Source organism: Polynucleobacter sp. MWH-UH23A, from assembly GCF_040409805.1.
In the GTDB taxonomy this organism is placed as follows: Bacteria; Pseudomonadota; Gammaproteobacteria; order Burkholderiales; family Burkholderiaceae; genus Polynucleobacter.
The window spans coordinates 2,053,093-2,067,170 of sequence record NZ_CP099572.1 but is presented as its reverse complement, the minus strand read 5'-3'; the positions used below and the strand labels follow the sequence as shown (position 1 = coordinate 2,067,170).

Genomic DNA, 14,078 nt, shown 5'->3' with positions numbered 1-14,078 from the left:
CCACAAGGTAAAAAGACGTGGAAATCCTGTGGATAACTTGTGAATAAATAAAAAAATTACATATAAATTAATGGTTTGTATAAAAAACACCTAAAAATAGAGAAAAACACCTACATATTTATTGAGATAGATTGACCTTTTGCTCTGCAACAAGGAAAATATTGGGTTTTGCAGGGATCTATCATGAAAAGAACATATCAACCATCAGTAACTCGTCGTAAGCGCACACACGGATTTCGTGTTCGCATGAAAACCAAAAGTGGCCGTGCCGTATTAAACGCACGTCGCGCCAAAGGTCGCAAACGCTTAGCCGTTTAAGTAGCAGTTGAATAGCGCAAGGATTTCTGAATTACTCAAAACGCGCCCCAAAACAAACTTGTATTGGGGTATGTATTCTGCGGGCGCTACAAATGATGCCGACCCTGATCTAGGGATTGCCGTTGCCAAAAAATTGGCAAAGCGCGCTGTAGACAGAAACCGCATTAAAAGAATGATTCGCAACTTGGTTTGGGCTGCACAATCAACAGACTTAAAAAAGGATGTGGTTGTCAAACTTAAAAAACCAATTGGACAACACACCCGCGGTAGGCTCAGAAAAAAAGAGAAAGACCTTCTTCGGGCGCAAATAGCGGAGCTTATTTAAGTGCGCATCCTAAATAGTGCTGCCACAAAATTACTTAAGCTCTACCAGCTTACATTGAGCCCATATTTGGGAATGCGTTGTAAATACGAACCTTCTTGTTCTCAATATGCTTGCGACTGCTTTAATCATTATGGGTTTATTAAAAGCGTCGGGCTGATAGGCTGGAGAGTGTTGCGCTGCAACCCTTGGTCACATGGCGGTTATGATCCTGCTGTAAAACATGCATCACACCAGTAAACCAGTAATTATTTGTAAAGCGAATTAAATGGACTTCAAAAAAACAATTCTTTGGGCTGTGTTTTCTCTATCTGGGCTCATGCTTTACAACAACTGGCAGGTTCATGGGGGTAAGCCATCGATGTTTGCTGGCCCCCAGCAAACTGCGACCTCTGCGTCCACTGACAAGTCTGCTGCACCGAAGGCAGACGCCCCAATTGCAATTTCTGGTGCTATTGCACCTCAGGCGCCCACTGCAAAAACAGCGCCCGCCGAAAATACGCAAATATTTACGCTAGAAAATGAATTGTTGTCTCTGCAAATTAGTTCTGCCGGCGCAAACGTTGTTGATGCGAAGTTATTAAAAGAATTAACAGCTGATGAAAAGCCCGTAGAAATTTTTAAGCACACAGCGACACACACTTATGTTGCCCGTTCAGGCTTGGTCGCTGTGGGTAACATTGATTTACCAAATCACAATAGTGTATTTAAGCTCGACCGATCTGGTAAAGACGGCTCTGGAAGACCTTTTTTGGTTTTATCCAGCGAGCGCAATGGCGTTAAGCTAGAAAAAACCTTCATTCTTAATCCTGGGAGCTACGATGTGTATGTTGGACATCGGGTAACTCAACTAACAGCGAATGCTGTGCCATTGAATTTGTATACAGAGATTGTTCGTGACGGCTCAGAAGAGGCTAAAGTGGGTCCGTTTGGCGGCGCCTTCTCCGCAAGCACCTTTACGGGACCTGCTATTTATACCGATGGCGATAAATTTAAAAAGATTGCTTTCACTGATTTAGAAAAAAACAAATTTGTACCACCAGCGCAAATTGCTGCCGGACAACCAGGTTGGGTGGCCATGGTTCAACACTATTTTGCGAGCGCTTGGATTCCAGATACAAAATTAGTACGAGACATTTATTCTGGAAGGTTAGATAACGGCCTTTACAGAGTAGGCATGCAGAGCCAGCTAGGAACAATTGCAACAGGTACAACCGTTACTGCAAATGCGCAATTATTTGTTGGCCCACAAGAAGAGCGCATGTTGGAAAAAATTGCTCCGGGCTTTGAGTTGTTAAAAGATTATGGCTACCTGACCATTTTGGCAAAACCAATTTTCTGGTTGCTTGAGCACATCCACAATATTGTTGGTAACTGGGGTTGGTCCATCATTCTCCTGACCATTCTGATTAAGCTGGTTTTCTTCCCCCTCTCCGCAGCTAGCTATAAGTCTATGGCTCGCATGAAAGAGGTACAGCCACGCTTGATGGCTATGAAAGAGCAGTACAAAGGCGAACCACAAAAGCTGAATCAAGCAATGATGGAAATGTATCGCAAGGAAAAGATCAACCCGCTCGGTGGATGTTTGCCGGTGTTGATTCAAATCCCTGTGTTTATTTCCTTATATTGGGTGTTGTTATCTTCTGTAGAGATGCGTGGTGCACCATGGGTTTTGTGGATTCATGATTTATCGGTTCCAGACCCTTATTACATATTGCCCGTGATCATGGCCGTGTCGATGTTTGTGCAGACAAAGCTCAACCCTACGCCCCCTGATCCAGTGCAGGCAAAAGTGATGTTGTACATGCCGATTGTTTTTTCGATCATGTTCTTCTTCTTCCCTGCCGGTCTTGTTTTATATTGGGTAGTGAACAATTTATTGTCTATTGCGCAGCAGTGGCAAATCAATAAATTATTTGGCAAAAAATCTGCCAAATAAAAGGGCGTAGGTTTATCGAAAGCGAATAGCAATGGTGACACGTAAGATTCCCATCATTGCTATCGCTACTGCTCCAGGAAAAGCGGGTGTCGGTGTAATCCGTATCAGCGGACAAAATTTAGCAGAGTTTATTCACACCCTTTTTCAAAAAAGCCTTCAACCAAGACAGGCAACATTACTATCTCTCCGTGACAAGCTGGGCCAGCTTATTGATCAGGTGTTGGCAATTTATTTTGTTGCACCCGCCTCATTTACGGGCGAGGATATCCTTGAACTACAGTGTCATGGCGGGCCGCAATTGCTAGAGTTGGTCATGCAACGATGTCTTGAGTTGGGAAAAGATATTGGTTTGGAGATTGCTGAGCCGGGCGAGTTTAGTCTGCGAGCTTATCTAAATAACAAGATTGATTTAGCTCAGGCTGAGGCAATAGCCGATTTAATTGATGCTCAAAGCGAGGCCGCTGTTCGTGGCGCAGCAAGATCTTTGCAGGGAAATTTCTCGGATGATGTGAATGACCTTGTAGAAGAAATTACGCAGTTGCGAATTTTGGTTGAGTCCACTCTGGACTTTCCTGAGGAAGAAATTGAGTTTTTAGAAAATGCTCATGCACGCGAGCGCTTGAATGCTGTCAAAACAAAATTGCAAACCCTTCAAAAGGGGGCTAAGCAAGGCAAAATTTTGCGGGACGGCATACAGCTAGTTTTAGTTGGCGCGCCAAATGTGGGTAAAAGCTCTTTGCTAAACACATTGGCTGGCGAAGAGGTTGCGATCGTAACCGCTATTGCAGGCACCACTCGTGATCGAATTAAAGAAAGCATTCAGATTGAAGGCGTGCCTATGCACGTTATTGATACCGCAGGATTAAGACAGACCTCAGATGAGGTAGAAGCAAAAGGAATAGAGCGAACTTGGGAGGCTATTCATTCTGCGGATCTAGTTATTTTCTTAAGCGCCCCTAATGTTGGTTCGGAGGACGATGGCCTGAAAAAGCGAATTTTAGAGGCGGCTCCACCAAAGTGCGCAATTTTGGGGGTGGTAAATAAAGCCGATCTTCTGGAAGCCGGGGCGAATCCTGCTCCTAAAGACGGAATTGTCATTTCAGCCAAAACTGGTCAAGGGGTTGATGCCTTAAAGAAGGAAATTCTAAAAAGGGTTGGCTGGGGCGGCACTCAAGAGGGTGTTATTGTGAGCCGCAGGCGCCATCTGGACTGTATCGAGAGGGCATCGGAACATATTGCAAGATCAGAGCAGTTCGCAGCAAATGGCAACAATTCGTTGGAATTACTAGCAGAAGAGCTAGCTTTAGCCCAAAATCATCTTGGGCAAATCACCGGAAAGCTCCTTCCAGACGATCTTTTGGGCAAGATATTTAGCCAATTTTGCATAGGCAAATAAACCCCCAATCTCCCTCCTTTTATGCGGGTGGTCAATACGGCAAATGTGACCAAAATGTTAAAATCGTCGGATTAAAAAATTCAATTTTCATAGGGAAACATATGACTTCAACCGCTAGCAGCCAGATCAATGTGAATGCGCCAGCTTATGTAAAAAACGAGCGTTTAATTAAGTGGGTTGCAGAAGTTGCCGCACTTACTAAGCCAGATGCAATTCGTTGGTGTGACGGCTCCCAAGCTGAATATGATGAGTTTTGTGAGTTGTTGGTTAGTGCGGGCGTTTTCAAGCGTCTAAATCCTGCTAAGCGTAAAAATTCATTTTTAGCTCTTTCTGATCCTGAGGATGTGGCGCGCGTTGAAGACCGTACTTTCATTTGCTCTGCCAAAAAAGAAGATGCTGGCCCTACCAATAACTGGGTAGAGCCAAGCGAAATGCGCGCAACATTGCAACCTTTGTTCGATGGTTGCATGCGCGGCAGAACAATGTATGTAGTTCCATTTTCAATGGGTCCAATCGGCTCTCCAATTGCCCATATTGGTGTTGAGCTCTCTGATAGTCCATATGTTGCAATCAATATGCGCTTAATGACTCGTATGGGTAAAGCTGTCATCGATCAGCTTGGTGCCGATGGCGAATTCGTTCCTTGTATTCATACTGTTGGTAAGCCATTGGCTGCTGGCGAAAAAGATGTTGCTTGGCCAAATAACAAAACCAAATACATCGTTCACTACCCAGAAACTCGTGAGATTTGGTCTTTTGGTTCGGGCTACGGTGGCAATGCTTTATTGGGCAAAAAATGTTTTGCTTTGCGTATCGCATCTAACATGGGCCGCGATCAAGGCTGGTTAGCAGAGCACATGTTGATCTTGGGCGTGACATCACCAGAAGGCAAGAAATACCACGTTGCTGCAGCCTTCCCTTCTGCTTGTGGCAAAACCAATTTCTCTATGATGATCCCGCCAAAAGGATTTGATGGTTGGAAAGTAACTACTATTGGTGATGACATTGCGTGGATCAAGCCTCGCAAAGACCCTGTTACAGGTAAGACACGTTTATTCGCGATTAATCCTGAGTCCGGTTACTTTGGTGTTGCTCCAGGTACAAATCGCCAAACTAACCAAAACTGTATCGACTCTTTAAATCAAGACGTTATCTTTACTAACGTTGGTTTAACAGACGACGGCGATGTTTGGTGGGAAGGTTTGACAGAAACCCCACCTGCGCATCTGATTGATTGGCAGGGTAAGGACTGGACGCCAGCCGATGGCGCAGCTGGCCGTAAAGCCGCACATCCAAACTCACGCTTCACAGTAGCTGCAACCAATAACCCAGCAGTAGATCCAAAGTGGGATGATCCTGAAGGCGTTCCAATTGACGCATTCTTATTTGGCGGTCGCCGCTCCAATACTGTGCCTTTGGTAAGCGAAGCGCGTGATTGGGTTGAGGGTGTTTATATGGCCGCTACTTTGGGTTCTGAAACTACTGCGGCTATCACCGGCCAGATTGGTGTTGTTCGTCGCGATCCATTTGCGATGATCGCATTTGCTGGCTACAACATGAGCGATTACTTCCAGCATTGGCTCAACATCGGCAAGAAGTTAGAAGCCGAAGGTGCTGTATTGCCAAAGATCTATTGCGTGAACTGGTTCCGCAAAGATGAAAACGGTAAATTCGTATGGCCAGGCTTTGGTGAAAATATGCGCGTTCTCGCTTGGATTTTGAATCGCGCAGAAGGCAAGGCCAATGGCAAAGAAACTCCATTTGGCATTACTCCTGAGTACAACGATCTGCACTGGGGTGGCTTAGACTATTCTGCAGAGAAGTTTGCGAAAGCCATCACCGTTGCTGTTGATGAATGGAAAAATGAGCTCAAACTCCATACGGATTTGTTTGAGCATCTTGGCGAGCGTTTGCCAAAAGAGCTAAAAGAAACTCGCTCCAAGATCGAACAACGCCTTAATGCTTAATTCATCAAGCAATTAAAAACCTGCATTACTAAAATTTGTTGATGACCAAACCCCAACACCATGACATCGTGGTGATTGGGGCTGGCATTTGTGGCGCAACGATTGCCAAGGAGTTGCTTGAGCGCAATCAGTCAGTTTGTGTTGTTGATGCTGCCAGCCATCCCGCCAGTGCTTGCTCAAGTCACGCTTACGCTATAGCGCATCCCCATATAGGCAAAGGCTCCCCACGTTTATTGCGCCTAACGCAATTGGCTTTTTTATTGGCCGAGTCAAGGTGGGGTAAAGAGTGGCATACCCACGGAATTTTTCAGCCGACCAAAAAAGAAAAAATATTCGATCGAGCAGAGCTTATTGAACATTTGCGCTCATTAGATCTCGGGGAAGACATTGCTATTCCTCTTGATAGTGAAGAAGCGCAAAAAGTTTGCGGAATACCTCAAAGTGGCGTTTGGATTTCTCGGGGCGCATGTCTCAATTTGTCCAAAGCGAGCAATGATCTCCTGAAATCACAACAGGGCCTCACCTGTTTGTGGAATACAGAAGTTGCAAAACTTGAGCAAGTAGATGGCAAATGGTTTTTATTGAACTCTTATGATCAAGCTATTGTTTCAGCCGATAAGGTTGTGATTGCCGCGGCAATGGAGAGCAAAAAATTGCTTACCAGTATCGGAGTTCGCTTGCCTCTGAAGCCTGTGCGTGGGCAATTGAGTATTTTTTCCATTCAACCCAATGATCCATGGGTTGAAAAACTGCCCAAGGTGGGATTATCAGGCGATGGCTATTGCTTGCCTGCAGAACGCCTAAGCGATGGAAGTTACCGCTGGATAGTTGGTTCTAGTTTTGATGAGGGCGAAGATGATCTTGCTTCAAGAGCGGCGAGCGATGACTTTAATCGCGAACAAGCTAAAAACTTGGTGAACTATTTAAACGGCGATGCCAGTAGTCTTGTAAAGCATGACCACTTTGTTGGAGTACGGTGCGTTGCTGGTGATCGTTTGCCAATTATTGGCGCGCTTCCCCATCGACCAGGAATATTCATCGCTACCGCATTGGGATCACGAGGAATATTGTGGTCTGCTTTGGCGGCTAAGTTAATTACTGCTCAACTGCTCGAAGATGACTTTGCCTTGCTTGCCCGTTTGGGTTTTGCTGCCGACTTAGTGGCAGCGCTGGCACCCGCGCGTTTCTTGGCTGGTGTTTTGGCGGCACCAGGGGCTTTGGCTTCGAATTCAAAACCAATTTTTCCATCGGCACCCAAAGCTAAGTAAGCTTTAAAGCCGCGACCAGTGCGATTGGATTTGAAGTTGCTCAGTAGATCCGTTTTGCCTTCTTTTAAAAGCTTCTGAATTTGTTCTGCAGACACCTCTTGTTGTAGAACTACTTTGCCGGTCTTAAAGTCACAAGATTTGTTTGGGCCAGTATTGTTTTCACATACATAGCGCATGCCGTCCTCATATACAGCACCCGAGCATTTAGGACAAACTCCTAATGCTTGGCGACCTGTGAAATCAATTGCTTCAGTCTCATCTTCTTGTGTATTGCCAAAATCAAACTCTAGCTTGTAGCCCGCATTTGGATAGTCAGCATCATCCTCTGGGATTTCGGAAAGCTTAATAATTGCGGCAAAAGGACGACCCATTTTGCTGCGGAATCCTTGAAGTGGCCCGATTGTTTTTTCGCGCAACAGCTCTTCTACTTCAGGGTATTCAAATGCACGACCACCAGGTGTTTTGCTAATCGTGAAGCCACATTTTTCGCAAGCAAAACGACGGTAGTTTTCCTTTACCGGCCCCTTACAGTGTGGGCATGGGGTAGTGAGCGTAGCGTAGTCACCCGGAATGGTATCGCTGTCATATTCTTTTGCACGCTTCACAATGCGCTGAGTCATTTGCGCGATCTCTTGCATGAAGGTATCGCGATTCATCTTGCCGTGTTCAATAAGGGAGAGTTTGTTTTCCCAGCTACCGGTCAAGTCTGGACGTGTAAGTTCCTCAACATCGAGTCCGCGTAACAGCGTCATTAACTGGAATGCTTTCGCGGTTGGAATTAACTCACGAGCTTCCCGCACAATGTATTTTTCTGCCAGCAGCCCTTCGATAATGGCGGCACGAGTTGCCGGCGTACCCAAGCCCTTCTCAGCCATTGCCTCACGCATTTCATCATCATCAACCCATTTGCCCGCGCTTTCCATAGCGGAAAGTAAGGTTGCTTCTGTATAGCGTGCAGGTGGCTTGGTTTTCAGAGGAACGGCAAGTACAGACTCTGTTTGAACAGATTCGCCCTCTTGTACAGGGACAAGCTCATCATCAGCTTGATTGGATTTGCCATAAACCGCCAACCAACCTGGGTTAACTAGAACGCGCCCTTCCGTTTTGAAGTGATGACCGGAGGTTTCTGTTATGCGGGTGGTTACTTTAAATTCGGCGGCAGGATAAAAAACTGCTAAGAAACGACGTACCACGAGGTCATATAGCTTTGCCTCAGGCTCGCTGAGGCTTTTTGGTGCTTCCAGCGTTGGAATAATTGCGAAGTGATCTGAGATCTTGGAGTTATCAAAGATTCGTTTATTGGGCTTGATCCAGCCATAACCCGCTTTTGTTTTTGGATCCTTAGGGTCTCCTTGCAAGATTTGTTTTGCAAACGGTTGATATTCACGAGAATGATCCGCCAAGTTTTCAATGGTTTGCTTAACAGTATCTAAATAATCTTCAGGAAGCGCCTTTGCATCAGTACGTGGATATGTCAGAACTTTGTGACGTTCATAAAGTGCCTGAGCCAAGCCCAAAGTATTTTTTGCTGAGAAGCCAAAGCGTGCATTTGCTTCGCGTTGCAAGCTGGTAAGGTCAAACAGTTGGGGGGCAAGCTGAGTTGCAGGCTTTGATTCCTCAGTAACGTTTGCTTTTTTTCCACGACAAGCAGTCACAATGCTTTGGGCTGCAGCCTCGCTCCAAAGGCGATTCTCGCGAGCATCTGGCTCAGCGACATCCTTTTTGAATTTAGGGTCAAACCAGCGACCCTCATAGACACCTGCAGCAGCAATAAATTCCGCTTTTACTTCCCAATAATCCTTTGATACGAACTTACGAATTAACTCTTCACGCTCGACCACAATGGAGAGCGTGGGTGTTTGAACGCGTCCAACAGTAGTTAAAAAGAAGCCACCACTTTTGCTGTTGAAAGCAGTCATAGCACGCGTGCCGTTGATGCCTACAAGCCAATCAGCCTCAGAGCGGCAGCGTGCGGCATCTGCTAAGGGTTGCATTTCTTCATCGGTGCGTAAGCTTGCAAACCCTTCTCGAATTGCAGCTGGTGTCATCGACTGCAACCAAAGCCGTTTTACAGTTTGTGATGCTTTTGCGTGTTGCGCAATTAATCTGAAAATAAGCTCACCCTCACGTCCTGCGTCACATGCATTAATGAGTGAAGTGACATCTTTTCGCTTGATGAGTTTTTGTAAAACCTTTAAACGTGATTCGGTTTTAGCAATTGGACGCAGATCAAAATAGGGCGGCACAACAGGAAGGTTGGCAAATGACCATTTGCCACGTTTTACGTCGTACTCTTCTGGAGCAGCAATTTCCAATAAGTGGCCAACCGCTGAGGAAATTAGAAAATCATCGCTTTCAAAATAGTCTTCATGTTTTGTAAAGCCTCCCAAAGCTTTAGCAATGTCATTGGCAACCGAAGGTTTTTCGGCAATGATGAGTGCCTTGGGGTGGTCTACCGAAGAGGTCTTGGAGCTGCTTTTTGAAGGTGCTTTTGCCACGCGTTTGCCTAAATTTGAGCTGAAATAGATGTTTTTGCTGGGTAATGAGGAGTGCCAATTTAACCTGAATTTGGCTTAACCCCCTTTAAACCCCCTTTTTTATTATTAACCGATAAATCTAGAAAAGTCCAAAAAGCACTCATTTTTGGGTGTCCGATCAGAGAAAACCCCATTTTTAGGGGTTTAGATGCGGTTTTTATGGAAAACCAGCTCTTCTAGCACCTCATTGGGCTTGCAGACTAGCTTGGCGCCTTGTTGGATTAGCTGGTGGCAGCCTGCATAAAGCGGGTCGTGCGCGGGTCCTGGGAGTGCAAAAACCTCTCTGCCAAGGTCTGCGGCAATTCTGGCTGTTATCAATGAGCCTGAATTTTCGGCCGCCTCAATTACAACAACCCCTAATGCTAAAGCCGCAATGATTCGATTTCGTCTGGGAAAGTGAAAGGGTTTGGGCCCCGTACCGAGGGCCAATTCAGAAATTAATAAACCTTGTTGACCAATTTTGGCTGCCAGCCCGCAATGCTCTTTGGGGTAAACAACATCTAATCCGTTTCCGCACACCGCTGCAGTGAAGCGCTTGGCAGGCCCACTTAGCGTGGCTTGATGAGCTGCGCCATCAATGCCTCTTGCTAGCCCTGAAACGATTAAAGCGCCAGCATGAGCGAGTTGATCCGCGAATATGGCGGCATTCCTAAGGCCGCGTGCGCTGGCCTGGCGGGATCCAACGATAGCAATCATAGGCATTTTTAATAAGCCTAAATCGCCACTTATATATAGCGGATTGGGAGGGTCAAACAAATCATTTAAGCGGGGCGGATAGTTTTTATCCTTTCGGAACAGTGTGTGCATGTAGGTTTTGGTTTGAGATTTGGATTAATCATTTTGAAGACTGGGGAATTGAAAGCAATTGGGACAGACGGATTGCTCTGTTGGATAATTCCTACATGGCTTTATTAAATGTCCTTAGCTATCCTGACCCGCGTTTGCACAAGGTCGCCAAACCCGTGGCGAAGGTAGATGCACGCATTAAAAAGATAGTGGCCGATATGGCTGAAACGATGTATGAGGCACCGGGTGTCGGGCTAGCAGCAACCCAGGTTGACATTCATGAGCGCATTGTTGTCATCGATGTTTCTGATGACCAGAACGAATTGATGGTTTTTATTAATCCTGAAATTGTTTGGGCTAGCCCTGAGAAAAAAACTTGGCGAGAAGGCTGCCTCTCAGTGCCAGAATTTTATGATGAAGTAGAGCGTCCAGCGCAGGTAAAGGTAAAGGCTTTAGATATCGACGGAAAAGAGTTCGAAGTTGATGCGGATGGATTGTTGGCGGTTTGTTTGCAACACGAACTAGATCATTTGCAAGGCAAAGTATTTGTTGAATACCTATCTTTATTGAAACGTAATCGCATTTCACAAAAGATGAAAAAGCGCAGCAAAGAATTGCTTGGTCAGCGCTAATAAGCGAATGAAAATCGTTTTTGCTGGCACCCCCGAGTTTGCGGCGCAAGCCATGCGTGCGATTGAGGGAGCTGGTCATGAAATTGTTTTAGCTTTGACGCAGCCTGATCGTCGAGCCGGTAGAGGTATGCATTTTCAAGCAAGCCCAGTAAAGCAATTCGCTTTAGAAAAAAATATTCCCGTTTTGCAACCTGAGACTCTTAAGCGAACCGTTGCAGATCCCCAGAAAAAAATTCAGGCCGAGGATGCGTATAGGCAACTCTCTGAAATCGAGTTTGATGCAATGGTCGTGGTTGCTTACGGTTTGATATTGCCGCAAGAGATTTTGGATATTGCTGAGCGCCCCAAAAGATTTGGAAGTTTTAATATCCATGCTTCGCTTTTGCCGCGATGGCGAGGTGCTGCGCCAATTCAGCGCGCGATTGAGCATGGTGATGCTAAAACGGGCGTGTGCATTATGCAGATGGATGCTGGCTTAGATACTGGCGATACCGTAATGGTTGAAGAGCTTGATATTGCTTCGAATGAAACCAGCACTACTCTGCACGATAGGCTAGCAGCATTGGGCGCGAAGTTAATCGTTAATACGCTACATCAACTTGAAGCCCTTGGCAGCTTGCCTCGAATTCCACAATCAGCGCAAGGAATCACTTACGCTGAAAAGATAGCAAAAGATGAGGCAGAGATTGACTGGGGTAATGATGCGCAGAAAATCGATGCCCGAATCCGGGCATTTAATCCTTTTCCTGGGGCTACTGGCTCGATTGGTAGCTTAAGCCTCAAGCTATGGAATTCTCGTATTCCCAGAAATGCGCCCAGCGGGGAACGAGCTAGCGCGGGACAAGTTCTTGGCTTTGGCGACGAGAGTGTTTTTATAAAGTGCGGCACAGGAGTAATTGAAATTTTAGAAATGCAAAAACCTGGCGGAAAAAGAATTCCAGCGAAATTGTGTTTGCAGAGCTTGAGCAATGCCGGTGAAATGCCGCGCTTTCAAGTTAAAGAAAATTCCGCCCCTTAAGATAGTCGCCCTTGGAAGATCAAAAATCCCCGCTCAATCTCCCTTTGTCTGAAGCAATTACGATTTCAGCGCAGGCGATTGGTGAGGTCATGAATGGCAGATCTTTAACAGAGGTGTTAGATCAGCTAGATGCGCATGAAAGGCCGATTGTGCAGAGCCTTAGCTTCAATGCGCTTCGCAAGTGGGTTCGCTCACAGGAGTTGATCAAGCAATTTATTCCTAAAGCTCCCCCGCCTGAGGTTGCTCATTTATTGAGTGTTGCCATTTCCCTTTTTCTCCAAGAAGATGCTGAGGGCAAAGGTTATGCCAGTCATACGATTGTTGATCAGTCGGTTAGGGCTTGCGCAGAGTATGACAAGACGGTGTATGCCAAAGGCTTGGTAAATGCGGTATTGCGCAAAGTAAGCCTTGCAACACAAACCTCGGAATATCCTCCCGACCCTATTCCCATGTTCGTCCCTCCTTGGTGGCGAGCAAACCTCAAGCGTAACTATTCCAAGCAATGGCAATCTATTTTGTTTGCTCAAGCAAAGCGTGCGCCGCTCATCTTGCGAGTGAACCAAAAACAATATTCTCGAGAGCAGTATCAATCGCTATTAGATGATGCTGGTATTGCCTCATCTGCAATTGAATCTCTGGCGGGTTTTGCATTGCCGAACGCGCTATTGATTCCTAATCCTGTGCCAGTTTCTAATCTGCCAGGTTTTTATAGTGGCGCCGTTTCTGTGCAGGATAGTGGCGCTCAATTGGCGGCAAGTTTATTAATACCCAATCCGAGTGATTTGATATTAGATGCCTGTTCTGCGCCTGGTGGAAAAACAGCCCACCTATTGGAGCTCGCAGATTGCCAGATGCTAGCCCTCGAGATTGATGAAATGCGCATTGGGAAAATTAATGGCAATCTAGATCGACTGCGATTGCAGTCTGAAAAAGTAAAAGTGCTTCAAGGTGATGCATCTAAATCTTCATGGTGGGATGGCATCCTTTTCGACAAAATTTTGTTAGATGCGCCATGTTCTGCATCGGGCATAGTAGCCAGACACCCAGATATTCCATTTTTACGGCGTCAGTCTGATATTGCGGCTTTACAAAAGAAGCAGCGCGAAATATTGACCCAAGCATGGCAAATGCTAAAGCCTGAAGGTTTGCTTTTGTATGTAACTTGCTCGGTATTTCCTGAAGAGGGAGAGGACCAAGCGGTTTGGTTTGCGCAGCAGCACGCCAATGCGTTACGATTAGACGCTCCAGGACAGCTTTTACCCACCGAGGTAAACGACGGTTTTTACTATGCTTTGTTTAAGAAAAATGGGCGATGAGCCAAAGAATTAAGCAATTCATCCTTTTCGGCTTGATGGCGTTGAGTCTGTTCTCAACAGCCGTTAATGCTGAAGGCATCAAAATTAAATCCTTTGAATTAGAAAAGGTGGACAGCGATTGGGTATTAAGTGCCGCCTTCCAAATCGAACTATCTCCAGGTTTGGAAGATGCAGTGCAAAAAGGCGTAGTTTTGTATTTTCAAACCGATTTTGATTTAGTGCGATCTCGTTGGTATTGGTTTGATGAGAAGGCTATAGTCACGCAAAGACAAACACGTCTGTCATATCAGCCCTTAACTCAGCAATATCGAATTGCTTCTGAAGGATTAACATTTTCGGCTAGAACAATTTCTGAGGCGTTGCAGGCGGTCGGAAGTATTGGCGGTTGGCGAGTAATTGATAGCAATCAAATTGACCCTAGTAAATCCTATAGTGTTGGCTTGCGAATGAGTTTAGATTTAAGCAAGCTTCCAAAACCATTTCAAGTAAATGCGCTGAATAATCGAGAGTGGAATGTTTCAAGCGAGTGGTTGCATTTTCCATTTTCAGCAAGTAGTACAAGCCCAATTAAGCGATAGG

12 protein-coding genes and 1 pseudogene are annotated in these 14,078 nt (G+C 45.7%); 11 read left to right on the top strand and 2 right to left on the bottom strand.

Annotated elements, in window-relative coordinates; all coding sequences use genetic code 11:
- Positions 1-183 precede the first annotated feature (183 nt).
- From rpmH to mnmC, 7 genes and pseudogenes are all read left to right on the top strand, one after another.
- Positions 184-318, top strand: coding sequence for a 50S ribosomal protein L34 (gene rpmH / locus NHB35_RS10750; protein ID WP_082784010.1), 135 nt, complete (start codon positions 184-186; stop codon positions 316-318).
- Positions 319-325: 7 nt separating this feature from the next.
- The gene (rnpA, locus tag NHB35_RS10745) at positions 326-643 is read left to right on the top strand and encodes a ribonuclease P protein component (protein WP_353432352.1); all 318 of its coding nucleotides are present in this window, start codon (positions 326-328) and stop codon (positions 641-643) included.
- Positions 644-880 carry a membrane protein insertion efficiency factor YidD gene (gene yidD, locus NHB35_RS10740; protein ID WP_353432351.1) on the top strand — a complete coding sequence of 79 codons (237 nt, stop codon included), beginning with the start codon at positions 644-646 and terminating at the stop codon, positions 878-880.
- A gap of 28 nt (positions 881-908) precedes the next feature.
- Positions 909-2,579 (top strand): membrane protein insertase YidC, encoded by a 1,671-nt coding sequence (gene yidC / locus NHB35_RS10735; protein WP_353432350.1) that lies wholly within the window; start codon positions 909-911, stop codon positions 2,577-2,579.
- A gap of 31 nt (positions 2,580-2,610) precedes the next feature.
- Positions 2,611-3,975 carry a tRNA uridine-5-carboxymethylaminomethyl(34) synthesis GTPase MnmE gene (gene mnmE, locus NHB35_RS10730; RefSeq protein WP_353432349.1) on the top strand — a complete coding sequence of 455 codons (1,365 nt, stop codon included), beginning with the start codon at positions 2,611-2,613 and terminating at the stop codon, positions 3,973-3,975.
- Positions 3,976-4,076: 101 nt separating this feature from the next.
- Positions 4,077-5,942, top strand: coding sequence for a phosphoenolpyruvate carboxykinase (GTP) (locus NHB35_RS10725; RefSeq protein WP_353432348.1), 1,866 nt, complete (start codon positions 4,077-4,079; stop codon positions 5,940-5,942).
- 41 nt (positions 5,943-5,983) lie between these two features.
- A pseudogene (gene mnmC / locus NHB35_RS10720) lies at positions 5,984-7,075 on the top strand (FAD-dependent 5-carboxymethylaminomethyl-2-thiouridine(34) oxidoreductase MnmC); the annotation flags it as partial.
- Here mnmC and NHB35_RS10715 read toward each other — a convergent pair.
- Both NHB35_RS10715 and dprA read right to left on the bottom strand, forming a co-directional pair.
- Positions 7,045-9,708, bottom strand: coding sequence for a DNA topoisomerase III (locus NHB35_RS10715; RefSeq protein ID WP_353432347.1), 2,664 nt, complete (start codon positions 9,706-9,708; stop codon positions 7,045-7,047). The pseudogene mnmC and the gene NHB35_RS10715 overlap by 31 nt on opposite strands.
- Before the next feature lie 183 nt (positions 9,709-9,891).
- Complete coding sequence (gene dprA / locus NHB35_RS10710; protein WP_353432346.1) at positions 9,892-10,554, bottom strand: DNA-processing protein DprA; 663 nt, start codon at positions 10,552-10,554, stop codon at positions 9,892-9,894.
- A gap of 95 nt (positions 10,555-10,649) precedes the next feature.
- On the opposite strand from dprA, the gene def reads away from it, so the two are divergent.
- The 4 genes from def to NHB35_RS10690 are packed head-to-tail and all read left to right on the top strand — an operon-like array spanning position 10,650 to position 14,077.
- Positions 10,650-11,165, top strand: a complete 516-nt coding sequence (gene def / locus NHB35_RS10705; RefSeq protein ID WP_353432345.1) for a peptide deformylase — start codon at positions 10,650-10,652, stop codon at positions 11,163-11,165.
- A 7-nt stretch (positions 11,166-11,172) separates the two neighbouring features.
- Complete coding sequence (fmt, locus tag NHB35_RS10700) at positions 11,173-12,183, top strand: methionyl-tRNA formyltransferase (protein WP_353432344.1); 1,011 nt, start codon at positions 11,173-11,175, stop codon at positions 12,181-12,183.
- A gap of 11 nt (positions 12,184-12,194) precedes the next feature.
- Positions 12,195-13,499, top strand: coding sequence for a 16S rRNA (cytosine(967)-C(5))-methyltransferase RsmB (gene rsmB / locus NHB35_RS10695; RefSeq protein ID WP_353432343.1), 1,305 nt, complete (start codon positions 12,195-12,197; stop codon positions 13,497-13,499).
- A complete protein-coding gene (locus NHB35_RS10690; protein WP_353432342.1) occupies positions 13,496-14,077 on the top strand; it encodes a DUF4390 domain-containing protein in 582 nt (193 codons plus the stop codon). Before rsmB ends, NHB35_RS10690 begins: the two co-directional genes overlap by 4 nt.
- Position 14,078 lies beyond the last annotated feature (1 nt).